At 66.4% G+C, this 13796-nt stretch carries 14 protein-coding genes; 8 read left to right on the forward strand and 6 right to left on the reverse strand.

Going from position 1 to position 13796, the window contains the following annotated elements; genetic code table 11:
* The first annotated feature begins 114 nt into the window (after nt 1-114).
* Nucleotides 115-1062 carry a carbohydrate kinase family protein gene (locus AC3WLF_RS09995; protein WP_492356091.1) on the forward strand — a complete coding sequence of 316 codons (948 nt, stop codon included), beginning with the start codon at nt 115-117 and terminating at the stop codon, nt 1060-1062.
* Nucleotides 1063-1099: 37 nt separating this feature from the next.
* On the forward strand, nt 1100-1567 hold the full coding sequence (locus tag AC3WLF_RS10000; RefSeq protein WP_010813178.1) for an outer membrane lipoprotein: 468 nt from the start codon (nt 1100-1102) through the stop codon (nt 1565-1567).
* A gap of 287 nt (nt 1568-1854) precedes the next feature.
* Here the strand turns inward: AC3WLF_RS10000 and AC3WLF_RS10005 are convergent, their stop codons facing one another.
* Both AC3WLF_RS10005 and AC3WLF_RS10010 read right to left on the reverse strand, forming a co-directional pair.
* Complete coding sequence (locus tag AC3WLF_RS10005) at nt 1855-2424, reverse strand: histone H1-like DNA-binding protein (RefSeq protein WP_454749664.1); 570 nt, start codon at nt 2422-2424, stop codon at nt 1855-1857.
* A 1279-nt stretch (nt 2425-3703) separates the two neighbouring features.
* Complete coding sequence (locus tag AC3WLF_RS10010; protein ID WP_492320307.1) at nt 3704-3961, reverse strand: hypothetical protein; 258 nt, start codon at nt 3959-3961, stop codon at nt 3704-3706.
* Here AC3WLF_RS10010 and AC3WLF_RS10015 point away from each other — a divergent pair.
* Nucleotides 3950-4414, forward strand: coding sequence for a DUF2147 domain-containing protein (locus AC3WLF_RS10015; protein ID WP_492351220.1), 465 nt, complete (start codon nt 3950-3952; stop codon nt 4412-4414). The two genes, AC3WLF_RS10010 and AC3WLF_RS10015, sit on opposite strands and share 12 nt — an antisense overlap.
* A 135-nt stretch (nt 4415-4549) precedes the next feature.
* Here AC3WLF_RS10015 and AC3WLF_RS10020 read toward each other — a convergent pair whose 3' ends face one another.
* The gene (locus tag AC3WLF_RS10020; protein ID WP_492358134.1) at nt 4550-6673 is read right to left on the reverse strand and encodes a TonB-dependent receptor; all 2124 of its coding nucleotides are present in this window, start codon (nt 6671-6673) and stop codon (nt 4550-4552) included.
* Nucleotides 6674-6865: 192 nt separating this feature from the next.
* A complete protein-coding gene (locus AC3WLF_RS10025) occupies nt 6866-7738 on the reverse strand; it encodes a LysR family transcriptional regulator (protein WP_492320310.1) in 873 nt (290 codons plus the stop codon).
* Between the two features lie 130 nt (nt 7739-7868).
* Here AC3WLF_RS10025 and AC3WLF_RS10030 point away from each other — a divergent pair, with 130 nt between their 5' ends.
* The 3 genes from AC3WLF_RS10030 to AC3WLF_RS10040 all read left to right on the forward strand — a co-directional run bounded on the left by AC3WLF_RS10030 (nt 7869) and on the right by AC3WLF_RS10040 (nt 10790).
* Entirely contained in the window at nt 7869-8261 is a 393-nt protein-coding gene (locus AC3WLF_RS10030) for a tautomerase family protein (protein ID WP_492320311.1), read from the forward strand.
* A gap of 204 nt (nt 8262-8465) precedes the next feature.
* Nucleotides 8466-9857, forward strand: coding sequence for a GntP family permease (locus AC3WLF_RS10035; RefSeq protein WP_010813171.1), 1392 nt, complete (start codon nt 8466-8468; stop codon nt 9855-9857).
* Between the two features lie 99 nt (nt 9858-9956).
* Nucleotides 9957-10790 (forward strand): aldo/keto reductase, encoded by an 834-nt coding sequence (locus AC3WLF_RS10040; protein ID WP_492320312.1) that lies wholly within the window; start codon nt 9957-9959, stop codon nt 10788-10790.
* A gap of 22 nt (nt 10791-10812) precedes the next feature.
* Here the strand turns inward: AC3WLF_RS10040 and AC3WLF_RS10045 are convergent, their stop codons facing one another.
* Nucleotides 10813-11235 (reverse strand): hypothetical protein, encoded by a 423-nt coding sequence (locus AC3WLF_RS10045; protein ID WP_492320313.1) that lies wholly within the window; start codon nt 11233-11235, stop codon nt 10813-10815.
* Between the two features lie 203 nt (nt 11236-11438).
* Here AC3WLF_RS10045 and AC3WLF_RS10050 point away from each other — a divergent pair, with 203 nt between their 5' ends.
* Both AC3WLF_RS10050 and AC3WLF_RS10055 read left to right on the forward strand, forming a co-directional pair.
* On the forward strand, nt 11439-12017 hold the full coding sequence (locus tag AC3WLF_RS10050; RefSeq protein WP_492320314.1) for a BPSL1445 family SYLF domain-containing lipoprotein: 579 nt from the start codon (nt 11439-11441) through the stop codon (nt 12015-12017).
* A gap of 108 nt (nt 12018-12125) precedes the next feature.
* Nucleotides 12126-13025 (forward strand): recombination-associated protein RdgC, encoded by a 900-nt coding sequence (locus AC3WLF_RS10055; protein ID WP_492358135.1) that lies wholly within the window; start codon nt 12126-12128, stop codon nt 13023-13025.
* 55 nt (nt 13026-13080) lie between these two features.
* Here AC3WLF_RS10055 and AC3WLF_RS10060 read toward each other — a convergent pair whose 3' ends face one another.
* Nucleotides 13081-13524, reverse strand: coding sequence for a thioesterase family protein (locus AC3WLF_RS10060; RefSeq protein ID WP_492320316.1), 444 nt, complete (start codon nt 13522-13524; stop codon nt 13081-13083).
* Nucleotides 13525-13796 lie beyond the last annotated feature (272 nt).

A 13796-nucleotide genomic window follows, 5' to 3' on the forward strand; every position in this document is an offset into this window, starting at 1 on the left:
CCCGGACGGCAGCGGCCGCCCGCATCCCGGGGCGGCCGCTTTTTGTTTTCTGCCCGACCGATACTGCCCGCAAGGGCTCCGTTCCACCCAATCACCCCAACACCTGGAGAGAGCATGGCCAGCCTGATCTGCGGCTCCGTCGCCTACGACACCATCATGACGTTCGACGGACGCTTCCGTGAACACATCCTGCCGGACCAGATCCACATGCTGAACGTCTCGTTCCTGGTGCCCGGCATGCGCCGCGAGTTCGGCGGCTGCGCCGGCAACATCGCCTACACGCTGAAGATGCTGGGCGGCGATCCCGTGGTGATGGCCACCGTCGGCGCCGATGCCGAACCCTACCTGGACTACCTGCGCAAGCTGGAGATCGCCACCGGCCACATCCGCGTGCTGCCGGAGACCTTCACGGCGCAGGCCATGATCACCACCGACCTGGACAACAACCAGATCACCGCCTTCCACCCTGGCGCAATGAGCCAGTCGCAGCTGAACCACGTCAAGGATGCGCTCGGCGGCGCCAGCGCGCCGGGCCTGGGCATCGTCGCGCCCGACAGCCGCGAGGGCATGCTGCACCACGCGCGCCAGTTCGCCGAAGCCGGCGTGCCATTCATCTTTGACCTGGGTCAGGCGATGCCCCTGTTCAACGGGGAAGACCTGCGCGAGTTCGTTGAACTCGCCAGTTACGTGACAGTCAATGACTACGAGGCGCAGGTCCTGCTATCCCGCACCGCATGGACCAGCGCCGAGGTTGCCGCCAAGGTTCGTGCCTTCATCGTCACGCACGGCGAGCGCGGCGCCAGCATCTTTGCCGATGGTCGCCAGTACGCGATTCCGGCGGTTACGGCCGAGCGCATCGTGGACCCGACCGGGTGTGGCGACGCCTTCCGTGGCGGCCTGCTCTACGGCATTGAAAACGGATTAGACTGGGAAACGACTGGCCGCCTGGCATCGCTGATGGGTTCGGTCAAGATCGCGCAACAGGGTCCGCAGAATCACTGGTTGTCGCGCGAGGAAATCGGCAACCGGTTCCAGTCTGCATTCGGGTACCGCTACGCCTGACCTGCGGCCAGCGCGTGGCTTCTTCTCGGGAAACGACATGAACAACAAGCTACGTGGCGGTGCCGTTGCCGTCCTTGCCGTCACCGCCCTGGTTGCCGGCTGCGCTACGCAATCCAACTCCAACAGCGTCTATGGCACCGGCCAGGCGCAGCGCGAACAGACCGTGCGCTACGGCGTGGTCGAAGGCATCCGCGAGGTCACCATCCAGGGTGGCCAGAGCGGCGCCGGCACGCTCGCGGGCGGTGCCATCGGCGGCATTGCCGCCGGCAGCACCATCGGCGGCGGCAACGGCGCGGTGGCGGCCGGGATCCTTGGCGCGGTGCTCGGCGGCATTGCCGGCAGCGCGGCCGAGAACAAGATCAACCAGCGCCGCGGGCTGGAAATCACCGTGCGCCTGGACAACGGCGAGATGCGCGCGATCACGCAGGAGGCCGACGAAGCCTTCCGCCCTGGCGAACGCGTGCGGCTGCTGTCCTCGGGCGGCGTGACGCGGGTCACGCACTGAGCCCTCGCGGCCCCGCAGGGCCGCGCCAGAGCGCAGCAAAGCGCGCCGCACCCGCAAGGGTCGCGGCGCTTTTTCTTTTCGGCTTTGCAATTCCGTAACATTGCGGCGGACCGCTCCGCGCGCGGGCGCGCGCCCATGAAAAAACCCGCCGGGCGGATGCCATCGGCGGGTCGGCAAGACCTGGTGTCTTGCGGACCGGATACGCAGTATCCGGTCATGCGGGCACGCGCTGCGTGCCGGTGCGGTTCCTTGCGGAACGTGTAAGGTCCACTCCGTGGCGGAGCAGCTTACGGACGGTTGCCCGTCGGGAACGGCCAGGCAGCAGCCGGGTTCAGCGCGGTCTTGGCAGCCGAAGCGGGAGCAACGGCAGGGGCCGCGGCAGGCTTGGCGGCAGCCTTCTTGGCAGCCGGCTTCTTGGCAGCAGCCTTCTTGGCAGCCGGCTTCTTGGCGGCAGCCTTCTTGGCCGGTGCAGCCTTCTTGGCAGCAACCTTCTTCACTGCAGCCTTCTTGGCCGGAGCCTTCTTGGCGACAGCCTTCTTGGCCACGACCTTCTTGGCGGCTACCTTCTTCACTGCGGCCTTCTTGGCCGGGGCCTTCTTGGCTGCAACCTTCTTGGTCGCTACCTTCTTGGCGGCTACCTTCTTCACCGCGGCCTTCTTGGCCGGTGCCTTCTTGGCGGCGGCCTTCTTGGCCGGTGCCTTCTTGGCGGCGACCTTCTTCACAGCGGCCTTCTTGGCCGGTGCCTTCTTGGCGGCCGGTGCTGCCTTCTTGGCGGCTACCTTCTTCACAGCAGCCTTCTTGGCGGCCGGCTTGGCGGCCTTCTTAGCCGCCGGCTTTTTCTTTGCAGCAGTTGCCATGGATAACTCCTTCACTAGAGAGTGAATATCGAATGACCTAAGTTGGCGACCCGACCGACCCGAGGCGCATTACAGCAGCGCGGCCCCAGTCGAGCGAGCGATTCATCGGCGTGCGGCCCGACCACTGCTGCACGCTAATGAATTTGGTTGCAGGCGCACCGCCCCTGGCGGTGACTTGGCGGCCGGAGCGAGCCCGCAAGCGGGTCTCGGGCACGTGCCGCGCCCTGGAATATTCGATCAGCCCGCACCGCCCGTTGAGCCGGCGCACGGCCAGAAATGAGGAGATATCGGACAGCTGGCCTGCGGTGCGGGCTTGGCCTCGCGCACGGCAGGCGGCATTCATTCGGTGGTAGCGGGTCCAACCCGTTAATGGACCAAGGGAGACTGCACGCGTTTTAAGAAGCCGGTCCGGCCTGGTCTGCGTCAAAGTTCTCGTGCTCCTCAGCTACTACCTTCGTCACTGCATCGAAGCGCGCATCGCGCTCGTCGTTCCATCTTGCTTCCTGCTTCTCTGCAATGAAGTGAGACTCTTGTCAAGGCGAATCATAATTCGTTTGCACGATGATGTTAAGAAAAAAGTGCAAAAAAACTTGCCTGCATGTATCGCTCGAACTAGTTCTCACGCGCGGTGTCACGAAGACGTTGCCGATAGCATCGCAACGCGTCGCTCGCACGCTGGTGCGGATGTTCGTTTCGCACGCTCGCACACACAGCGCGACGCCCCATCGCACACACCGCGCATCGCAGCTTTTACACACCGCGACAAACCCCGACGACCAGCATCGCAACGCGCGCCTGACCACTGCGCAACGCCGCTGCGCGCGTCATCGCGTTTTCCGAAAAGCCGCATGGACAAAGGCTTTGCGGGCGATACACAGATGCGCGCGCGGCTGCCGTCGACTCACGCGGACGCGTTCCTGATCGCGCGCGCCGCGCTGCGCGACACCCGCCCTGCATGCTTTGCACAGTCGGCAGCGCACGCACGCGCCGCCATGCGAGCACGCCGCGGCCATGCTCGCTTCGCGCTTCGCGCGGCACCGTCGCACACACCGTCCAAGAGTGATGCGTGCACGCAACGGTTTGCATCGACGCAACAGCGCGAAGGCATCGCGAGGTCATCAAAGCGTTGCGATCGAGCCAAGCCGCGACGCTCGCGAAGCATCGCGGCAACACTTCGGCAGACGCTTCGATCAAGCCATCGGCATGGGTGTTCGATCCGCGCGCTTGCCGAGCGATCCGGATCGCGCGCGCCGTGCCTCGCGTGTTCGCGCTCTCACCCTCACGACTCTCCGCACCACTCGCCTCGCCCTGCCGGCAGCGCGTCGTACGTCCGCTTAGAGGATTGCTTCAGCGCCCGCCCGCCGGCACCTTTTGCTGCATCACAATAACCCGCAAACGGCGGCTGCATGCGGTTTTCCGGGTAGCAGGCGATGGCGGCGGAAAGGCGAGCGCCGCGCCGCGCCGGATTGCGGCGCGCTCCCGGCGCCAGTAGATTGGCGTGGCTACGAACCTCAAAGGAGACATCATGCGCATCCATTCCCCCCTTGCTTCGACCCTGCGCGCCGCCGTGCTTGCCGCCACCCTGCTCGGCAGCGCCGCGGCGATGGCGCAGGCCACGCCCAGCGGCATGTGGAAGACCATCGACGACAACACCGGCAAGCCGCGCGGGCTGGTGGAGATCACCGAGAAGAACGGCGTCTTCAGCGGACGCCTGGTCAAGACCTTCGTCGAGAGCGATGGCAAGCCGCGCGTGTGCGACAAGTGCACCGACGCACGCAAGGACCAGCCCGTCATCGGCATGACCATCCTCTCTGGCCTGCGCAAGACCGGCGACAACGAGTGGAGCGGCGGCGAGATCCTGGATCCGGAGAACGGCAAGGTCTACAAGAGCAAGATGTCGCTGGCCGAGGACGGCAACAAGCTCAACGTGCGCGGCTTCATCGGCATCAGCCTGATCGGCCGCACCCAGACCTGGGAACGCGACCACTGACCCTGCTGGCACGACGCGGGACTCAGGGTTTCTCCGGGGCATGCCGTTGCGTGTCCCCGCCGAAGGAGAAACGGCAGTCGAAAAAAAACCGGGCGGTTCATCACCGCCCGGTTTTTTTGTCCACGATGCTGCGCTTTACATCCGGTAGCGCAGGGTGGCCATCACGCTGCGCGGGGCACCCGGCATGTTCAGGTTGGGGCTGGTGCCATGCGCGGACACGATGTAGCCCTTGTCGAACAGGTTGTACAGGTTCAGCTGTGCCTCGAAGGCGCCGCGGCGGTACCAGGCCATCGCATCGGCGGTGACATATCCGGGCAGCGTCACGGTGTTCAGCGGGTCGGCATAGCGCGCGCCCACCAGGTTCAGGCCGGCGCCAACGCCGAAGCCGTGGCCCAGGTCCTTGGTCAGCCACGCGTTGCCCGAGTGGCGCGGCGTGATGGTGGCGCGCTTGCCCTGCAGCGCGGCGGTGGACTTGGTGACGGTGGCATCCAGGTAGGCGTAGCCGGCCAGCATGCGCCAGCCGCCGCCGAGTTCAGCCGCGCCGGAGATCTCGATGCCGTCGGTGCGCTGCTCGCCGATCGGCAGCAGCGCCGTGTTGGTGGCGTTGGCGATCTTGATATTGCTGCGCTCCAGCCTGAACACCGAGATCGTCGTGCTCGCCTTGCCGTTCAGCCAGTCGTACTTGGCGCCCACCTCGGTGTTGTTGGTGGTCTCCGGTGCCAGGTCGGCATTGTTGGCCGCCAGCGCGAAAGCCTCGCCGGAGGGCTGGAACGACTTGCTCCAGGACACGTAGTACGACTGCGACTTCGACGGCTGCCACACCAGGCCGGCGCGCGGGCTCCAGGCGGTGTCGGTGCGCGACAGGTTGCGCTGGCCGGCGATGCGGTTCTGCGTCTCCTGCTGGAAGTTGTCGTAGCGCACGCCCAGCAGCGCCTTCCACTGCTCGCTGAAGGTGATCATGTCCTGGGTGTAGAACGCGAGGGTATTGAACACGCCAAGGTTCGACGTGCCCGGCGTGCCGGGTGCCTGGCGCGGCAGCGCCACCAACACCGGGTTGAACAGGTCGAAAGCGATCGGCAGGCCGTTTGCGCCGACCACCGGCTTGGTGTTGTTGACCTGGTCCTTGTTCTGCTGGCCGATCTCCATGCCGTACAGGATCTCGTGCTTCATGCCCAGGAAGGTGGCCTTCTGGGTCAGGTCGGTCTGGTTGAACCAGCCATGTTCCTCGCGGCGGACATTGCCGTGGTTCATGGTGAGGGTGCGCGCCGCCTCGTTCACCGTGTTGGTCAGCGTGTTGTTGCGGTCCAGCGAGTAGTGGTAGTAGCGCGTGGCGTTGCGGATCGACCAGTTCTCATTGAAGCGATGGTTGATCGTGGCGGTGCCGGAGAACACGCGCGACTGCGAGTAGTCGGCATCGCGCGCGTTGGCCGCGCCGTAGTAGCGCGAGGCCGGCACGTCCACCGGGCGTCCCTTGTAGGCCGGGATGCCGAAGTCGGTCACGCGGCGGTCTTCCAGGTAGTCTGCCTGGAACAGCACGGTGGTTTCGGGAGCGATGCGCAGCTCCAGCGACGGCGCGATCGCCGAGCGGTCCAGGAACTGCTGCGAGCGGTAGCTGTTGGCCTTCTCCACCGCGCCGGTCACGCGGAAGGCGGCGGCGCCGTCGGCGAACACGCGGCCCACGTCGGCTTCGGCGCGGCGGTCGGCCCACATGCCATAGCTGAGCGCGAAGTCGGTGACGTCGATGCCCGGCTTCTTGGTCACGCGGTTGATCAGGCCGCCCGACGAGCCGCGCCCGTACAGCACCGCCGCGGGACCCTTGATGACTTCGACGCGGTCGACATTGGACATGTCGCGGAAGTACAGCGCATCGTCGCGGATGCCGTCGACGAACTGGTCGGCAATGGCGGAAAAGCCGCGGATCGACACCTGGTCGCGCTGGCCGTCGCCGTGGGAGAACGACACGCCCGGCACGTTCTTCAGTGCATCCTGCATCGAAGTGGCGTGCTGGTCGCGCATGACATCGGCGGTGACCACGTTGACGGTCTGCGGGATGTCGCGCAGCGGCGCCTCGGTCTTGGTCGCGCTGACCGCATTGGGCGGGTTATAGCCGGTGCCAAGCTCGCGGCTGACATCGGCCCTGACCGTGACCTCAGGCAACTGCGCCGAAGCGTCTGGCGCGGCCTGGGCCCACGTCAGCATCGGTTGAAATACGAAGCTCCCCGCCACCGCGGCACAGATCGGGTGAAGTTTTATTCTCATTTCACTGTAATCGGCTGTAATAGTTTTGAAAACGCGGGCGCATTATCGATTACAGGATTGTCAGGGTCAACGAGATTGCGAATTATTCCTATTCGCGGTCAATATATGTTGCTTTCGACACAAGTGGCGGTTATCACAGTCCGTCTTGTGATCGATTCCTCGACTTGAGGTGTCGTACTGGATGCCCGTCCCTTAGCCCAGCTGCCCGGCAAGCGCATCGCGCGCCTCGGCTACAAACGCTGACTCCCCGCGCCGCGCGGGCAGCAGGAAAAACTCCGCCTCAGGCAGCCGCGGCAGCCCCAGCCGTGCAATGGTGGCGGCGTCCAGCGGCGCCACGCCGGGGCCGATCGCCGAGGCGTTCAGGCACGACATCCCAAGCCCCGCCGCCAGTGCCAGATGCAGCCCCGCCACGCCCGACGCGGAGTGCGCAATCTCGAACGGAAGCCGCTTGCGCAGCAGCAGCTGCACCACGTACTGATGCAGCGAGCAGGTATCGGGCAGGAGCACCAGCGGCAGCGTCGCGGACAGGCTGTCGGCCTCGGCCGGCGCGGCTACCCAGGCCAGCGGCTCGCGCCGCAGCACCGTGCCGCGCGTGCGCTGCCCGCGCGTGCCCGGCAGGCGCATGCTGAGGCCGATATCGAAGGTGTCCATCTCCGCGGCGGCATCGATCGCCGCGCTCTTCATCACCGTCACGTGCAGGCGCAGATACGGGTAGCGCTCGCGCAGGCGCCGCAGCATGCCGGCGATCTCGCCCGGGCGGAAGTAGTCGGTCACGGCCAGCCGCAGTTCGCCCGCCAGCGCGTGGCCGCGCAGCTCCTGCAGGGCCAGCTCGTTCAGCGCCAGGATCCGCCGCGCGTGTTCCAGCAACCGCTCCCCGGCCGGCGTCGGCACCGCGCCATGCCGGCCGCGCGACAGCAGCGGCACGCCCGCGCGCTCCTCCAGCTTGCGCAGCTGCTCGCTGACCGAGGACTGCGACAAGAACAGCCTGGGCGCCGCCGCCGACAAGCTGCCGCTGTCCGCGACCGTGACAAAGGTGCGCAACTGGTCGGTTTCGAATCCACGCATGGCAAGGCTCCGGCAAGGGTGGCGTTACTTCGGATAACTCGATGGTCCGCATCGGATATTCCCGCTTTTCCGATACTACACCACCCCCTACCATGGCATCACCCACCCACGCAAAGCCAAGGAGCCAGCCATGCCCCACATCGTCCTGCACCTGTCCGGCCAACCCGATGCCGCCCTCACCCGCCGCAGCGCCAGGGCGATCGCCGACCTGACCGAGCGCGTGCTCGGCAAGAAGCGCGACGTGATTGCCATCACGGTCCAGTACATCCCGCACGACAGCTGGATCATCGCCGACGTGCCGCTGTCGGAGCAGGGCCGCAACGCCTTCCACCTGGACATCAGCGTGACCGATGAAACCAATACCAAGGCGGAGAAGGCGCAGTTCATCGAGGCCGTGTTCGAGACCATGTCGGGGCTGCTGGGCAAGCTGCATCCGGTGTCGTACGTGCACGTGATCGACGCCCGCGCCGCGGCCTATGGCTACGGCGGGCGCACGCAGGAGTATCGCCACCAGCACGGCTGAAACGGCGTATCTCCTTCATGCAGGCCGCTGTCATCCCAGTGCCCCCGCGGCGAGACCGGAGGTTTCGCCGCGGGCCAAGCTGTGGCACAGTCGCCGGCTGATCCCTTTTCCTGATGGACTGACGCAAGACAAGGCGCCACAAGCGCCAGCCCCCGCGCGGCAACGGACCGCACCTCAGGACAAGGCAACCCTGAAGGAGATCCGATGTCGTTTCTGATCGTGCTGGCAGCCCTTGCCTTTCTGATGTTCGCCGCGTACCGCGGCTACAGCGTGATCCTGTTCGCGCCCATCGCCGCGCTGGGCGCGGTGCTGCTGACCGACCCGTCCGCGGTTGCGCCGGTGTTCACCGGCATCTTCATGGAGAAGATGGTCGGCTTCGTGAAGCTGTATTTCCCTGTGTTCCTATTAGGCGCGGTGTTCGGCAAGGTGGTCGAGCTGTCCGGCTTTTCCGAGTCCATCGTCGCCGCGGCGATCCGCTATATCGGCCGCTCGCGCGCCAACGCGGTGATCGTCACGGTGTGCGCGCTGCTGACCTATGGCGGCGTGTCGCTGTTCGTGGTGGTGTTCGCGGTCTATCCGTTTGCGGCCGAGCTGTACCGCCAGAGCAACATCCCCAAGCGGCTGATGCCGGGCGCGATCGCGCTGGGCGCGTTTTCGTTCACCATGGATTCGCTGCCGGGCACGCCGCAAATCCAGAACATCATCCCCACCAACTTCTTCAACACCACGTCCTGGGCCGCACCGGTGCTGGGCGTGGCCGGCTCGCTGTTTATCCTGGTGGTGGGCCTGAGCTACCTGGAATGGCGCCGTCGCGCCGCCGCGGCGCGTGGCGAAGGCTACGGCACCAACCTGCGCAACGAGCCGGAGCGCAGCCAGTCCGGTAAGCTGCCGCACCCGCTGCTGGCGCTGCTGCCGCTGGTGGTGGTGGGCGTGGCCAACTTCTGGCTGACGCGGATGATCCCGCTCTGGTATGGCCCTTCCAACAGCGTGGCGCTGCCGGGCCTGCCCAAGCCGGTGGAAACCAAGATCGCCAGCGTGACCGCGATCTGGGCGGTGGAAGGCGCGCTGCTGCTGGGCATCGCCGTGGTGCTGGTGACCGCCTTCGGCGCCCTGCGCGAGCGCTTTGCCGAGGGCACCAAGGGCGCCGTCGGCGGCGCGCTGCTGGCGTCGATGAATACCGCATCGGAATACGGCTTCGGCGGGGTCATCGCCGCCCTGCCCGGCTTCCTGGTGGTCAGCGACGCGCTGCGCGCGATTCCCAACCCGCTGGTCAATGCCGCGGTCTCGGTCAGCACGCTGGCCGGCATCACCGGCTCGGCCTCGGGCGGCATGAGCATTGCGCTGGCTGCGATGTCGCAGACCTTTATCGCGGGCGCGCAGGCCATGCAGATCCCGCTGGAAGTACTGCACCGCGTGGTGTCGATGGCCAGCGGCGGCATGGACACGCTGCCGCACAACGGCGCCGTGATCACGCTGCTGGCGGTGACCGGCCTGACCCACCGCGAGTCCTACCGCGATATCTTCGCCGTCACAATGATCAAGACCGCCGCGGTGTTCTTCGTCATCTCGGTGTATTTTCTGACCGGACTGGTCTGAAGCAATCCCGGCCCGCGCGGCTTGTACATTCCAGGTGTTGTTAACTAGTGTGGTTGGGTGCCGCCCGGCACCTGGCCCGGCAAACCAGGAAGCCGACACATGAAGCAAGTCACCCTGCCCGACGGCGAGCGCGTCCCGGCGCTCGGCATGGGAACGTGGAATATGGGCGAGTCGCGCGCCGCGCGCGCCGAAGAAATCGCCACGCTGCGCCTGGGCCTGGACCTTGGCCTGCGGCTGATCGATACCGCCGAGATGTATGGAGAGGGCCAGTCCGAGGAGATGATCGGCGAGGCCATCGCCGGGCGCCGCGACGAGGCCTTCCTCGTCAGCAAGGTCTATCCCTTCAACGCCAGCCGGCGCGGCACCGTGCAGGCCTGCGAGCGCAGCCTGAAGCGGCTGCGCACCGACCGCATCGACCTCTATTTATTGCACTGGCGCGGCGGCGTGCCGCTGGAAGAGACCGTGCAGGCCATGGAGGCACTGCAGCGCGACGGCAAGATCCGCCGCTGGGGCGTGAGCAACCTGGACCTGTCCGATATGCAGGCGTTGTGGGACGCGCCGGGCGGCGACCGGCTGGCCACCAACCAGCTGCTGTACAACCTGGGCCGGCGCGGCATCGAATGGGACCTGCTGCCGTGGCTGCGCCAGCGCGGCGTGCCGGTGATGGCCTATTCGCCGATCGAGCAGTCACGCCTGCTGGGCAACCCCGGTCTGAAGCGCTTTGCGCGCGACCACGGCATGACGGCGGCACAGGCGGCGCTGGCCTGGCTGCTGGCGCAGGACGGCGTCATCGCCATCCCCAAGACCAGCCGGCGCGAGCGCCTGCAGGAGAACCTGGGGGCGCTGTCGCAGATGCTGTCGGCCGCCCAGCTGGCCGAGCTCGACCGCATCTTCCCGCCGCCCGACGGCCCGGGCCCGCTGGAAATGCTCTGAGCAGGCTGCCGGGCGCGTGCGCTCAGGGCACGCGGGCCACGTAGCGCTCGCGCTCGACGTAGCGCACCAGGTAGCTGCGCGCCTTCTCGCGGGTGTCGGTGGTCACGCGCGCCGCTGCCTGGCGCGCGCTGGTCTTGCCGTGCGACGACGACATCTGCCCATCCAGGTAGGTGCGGAAGGAATCATGCATGGCGCCCAGCTCAGGCTCGCACGCGGCCAGCGCCAGGTTGGCCACGTCCTTGGGCTGGCCCTTGGCCGACAGGTTATCGTTGGCCTTCTTCTGCGCGCAATCCATGTATTTGGCGCGCAGCGCCTGCCAGCCGCTGCTGTCGACGGCCGACGCCGATCCGGCACCCGCGGCGCCGGCGTCATTGGAAGAACCCGAAGGATGTGAAGCGCACGCGGCCAGGAAGGCCAGCGGCAGGGCGGTCAGGAGTTTTTTCATGGCTGGATGATGCTGTCACGGCGCATTGGGCCGTCCCATGTGTAGCCATGGGACGTTCCGGGCGCAAGACTGGCTATTCTTGCCGCGAATGGCCTCCCGGCACCACCTTCGTCACAAATGGAAACGTCTCTGCGCGGTCCGGTATTTGCCCGGGTGCTTCCGGCGCCTATGCTTCAAAGACGACAACAACACAAGGAGACGAGATGAAACGTCGAACCTTCCTTTCGGCCAGCGCGGGTCTGGCCCTCGGCAGCCTGGCCATGGGTGCCTGCACCACCACCAAGCCCGATGCTCCCACCGACAAGGCCGCACGCCGGCGCGAGCTGGACTCCGGCGTGGACGCCACGCTGTCGCGCCTGTACGGCTCGGTCCAGGGCTCGCGCGAGCTAGGCAACCGCGCGCGCGGCATCCTGGTGTTCCCGAAGACGCTGTCGGCCGGCTTTATCGTCGGCGGCGAGTATGGCGACGGTGCCCTGCGCTCGGGCGGCGCCACGCGCGGTTACTACCGCCTGATTTCCGGCTCGGTCGGCTGGCAGATCGGTGCGCAGTCCAAGTCCGTGATCCTGATGTTCCTGACGCCGGATGCCTACGACAAGTTCGTGCGCAGCAGCGGCTGGACCGCCGGCGTCGATGCCACCGTGGCCCTGGCGACAGTCGGCGCCAACGGCGTGCTGGACACCAACACCGGCCAGCAGCCCATCGTCGGCTTCGTCATGACCAATGCCGGCCTGATGGCGGGCCTGAGCTTCGAGGGCAGCAAGATCAGCAAGCTCGACCTGTAAGGGCGGGCTCTCGGTGACCGTCGCGCGGCCGGCGTGCTGCGCGGCGCCCTCCTTTTTTGCGGCCGTGCGCCGCGAGAGGATAGAATTCGTCCCTTTGGCCGAATTCCCATGTGGTTCAAGAATCTGCAGGTCCATCGCTTCTCCGCCCCGTGGTCGCTGAGCGCCGAAGAGGTTGAAGCCAGCCTGGCGAAGCACGCCTTCTTCCCCGGTACCAGCCTCGAAATGCAAACCCAGGGCTGGGCCTCGCCGCGTGACAACGGCCCGCTGGTCCATACCGTCGGCCGCCAGATGCTGCTGACGCTGCGCACGGAAAAGAAGCTGCTGCCCACCACCGTGGTCAACCAGGTCACGCGCGCCCGCGCCGCGGAAATCGAAGAGCAGCAAGGCTACAAGCCGGGCCGCAAGCAAATGAAGGAACTGAAGGAGCAGGTCACCGAAGAACTGCTGCCGCGCGCCTTCAGCATCCGCCGCGACACGCGTGTGTGGATCGACCCGGACAACGGCTGGCTTGCCATCGACGCCGCCGCCACGGCCAAGGCCGATGAAGTGCGCGGCATGCTGTTCAAGGCACTGGATCCGCTGCCGCTGATCAACCTGCACGTCAACCAGTCGCCGGTGGCGGCCATGACCGAATGGCTGGCCGGCGATGCGGCACCGGGCGGCTTCACTGTCGACCAGGAAATCGAGCTGCAGTCCGGCGCGGAAAGCAAGGCCACCGTGCGTTACGTGCGCCATCCGCTGGACCCGGAAGACCTGCGCCGCCATATCGCCGCCGGCAAGCGCTGCACGCGCCTGGCGATGACGTGGAACGACCGGGTCTCGTTCGTGCTGACGGACGGGCTGGTGGTGAAGAAAGTGGCGCCGCTGGACGTGATCAAGGAACAGGCCGACGGCACGGCGCACGATGAAGACGAGCGCTTCGACGCCGATTTCACCATGATGGCCGGCGAACTCTCCGGCATGCTCGGCGACCTCACCGAGGCGCTGGGCGGCGAGCGCAAGGCGTAAGCCGAATCTCTTGCAGGAACCGTGGCGCTGTTGAAGGACAGCGCCACGCAGGCGCTTACTCCACCCAGTTCACCTTCGGGAACCGCCCGGCAAACCCCGCCGGCATCGCCACCACTTTCTTCCCCACGTAGTCGAAGAAGACAAAGCCCGACTTGGCCATCGCGATCAGCGTGCCGTCGGCCGGCCGCGTGATGCGGAAGATGATGTCGCCGCCGTACTTGTTGAAGTCCATCACCCCCACCTCGAACTGCAGCTGGTCGCGCGCATGCGCCTCGTTGCGGTACATCGTGGCCAGGTCGGTCACGATGATGCCGACGCCTTCCTGCCGCACGTCCTCGCTGCCGAATTCATACAGGAAGCGCGCCCGCGCCTCGGAGATCATCGAGATCATCGAATCGTTGGCAAGGTGGTTGGCCGAGTTGATGTCGGTCACGCGCACGGTCAGGTGCGTGGCGTAGCAGAACTGGTCGGCAGGCAGGTCGAGTTTGAGGCGGGCCATGATGGATCAAGCAAGAAATGGATCGGACGCCGCACGGGATCAGGCAGGCAAGCGGCAGAGACGCGGCGGCGCCCATCATAAGGGAAATGCCGGCTCGGATTGCGGCACTGCCGCATAAACCCTCCCGCACATGTCCCCGGGTAAGTACTCCCCACTCTTTTCGTCCATCCCGCCGATGCCCCGCCATGGCGCTGCCTCGTAGGCTGCGGGTTGCCGTGGTCACTGGCGCCCTGGCGCACCCGTACCGCGCACCGACACGATGTCAACGACTG

This window comes from Cupriavidus sp. FW306-01-F10A (assembly GCF_058782785.1).

Bases quoted from the DNA above. Each gene is read 5' to 3' on its own strand.
- AC3WLF_RS10035 (WP_010813171.1), top strand. From the start codon at position 8,466: ATGTCGTTTCTGATCGTGCTGGCAGCCCTTGCCTTTCTGATGTTCGCC.
- AC3WLF_RS10030 (WP_492320311.1), top strand. From the start codon at position 7,869: ATGCCCCACATCGTCCTGCACCTGTCCGGCCAACCCGATGCCGCCCTC.
- AC3WLF_RS10015 (WP_492351220.1), top strand. From the start codon at position 3,950: ATGCGCATCCATTCCCCCCTTGCTTCGACCCTGCGCGCCGCCGTGCTT.
- AC3WLF_RS10005 (WP_454749664.1), bottom strand. From the start codon at position 2,424: ATGGCAACTGCTGCAAAGAAAAAGCCGGCGGCTAAGAAGGCCGCCAAG.
- AC3WLF_RS10045 (WP_492320313.1), bottom strand. From the start codon at position 11,235: ATGAAAAAACTCCTGACCGCCCTGCCGCTGGCCTTCCTGGCCGCGTGC.
- AC3WLF_RS10000 (WP_010813178.1), top strand. From the start codon at position 1,100: ATGAACAACAAGCTACGTGGCGGTGCCGTTGCCGTCCTTGCCGTCACC.
- AC3WLF_RS10025 (WP_492320310.1), bottom strand. From the start codon at position 7,738: ATGCGTGGATTCGAAACCGACCAGTTGCGCACCTTTGTCACGGTCGCG.
- AC3WLF_RS10020 (WP_492358134.1), bottom strand. From the start codon at position 6,673: ATGAGAATAAAACTTCACCCGATCTGTGCCGCGGTGGCGGGGAGCTTC.
- AC3WLF_RS10040 (WP_492320312.1), top strand. From the start codon at position 9,957: ATGAAGCAAGTCACCCTGCCCGACGGCGAGCGCGTCCCGGCGCTCGGC.
- AC3WLF_RS10010 (WP_492320307.1), bottom strand. From the start codon at position 3,961: ATGGATGCGCATGATGTCTCCTTTGAGGTTCGTAGCCACGCCAATCTA.
- AC3WLF_RS09995 (WP_492356091.1), top strand. From the start codon at position 115: ATGGCCAGCCTGATCTGCGGCTCCGTCGCCTACGACACCATCATGACG.
- AC3WLF_RS10055 (WP_492358135.1), top strand. From the start codon at position 12,126: ATGTGGTTCAAGAATCTGCAGGTCCATCGCTTCTCCGCCCCGTGGTCG.
- AC3WLF_RS10050 (WP_492320314.1), top strand. From the start codon at position 11,439: ATGAAACGTCGAACCTTCCTTTCGGCCAGCGCGGGTCTGGCCCTCGGC.
- AC3WLF_RS10060 (WP_492320316.1), bottom strand. From the start codon at position 13,524: ATGGCCCGCCTCAAACTCGACCTGCCTGCCGACCAGTTCTGCTACGCC.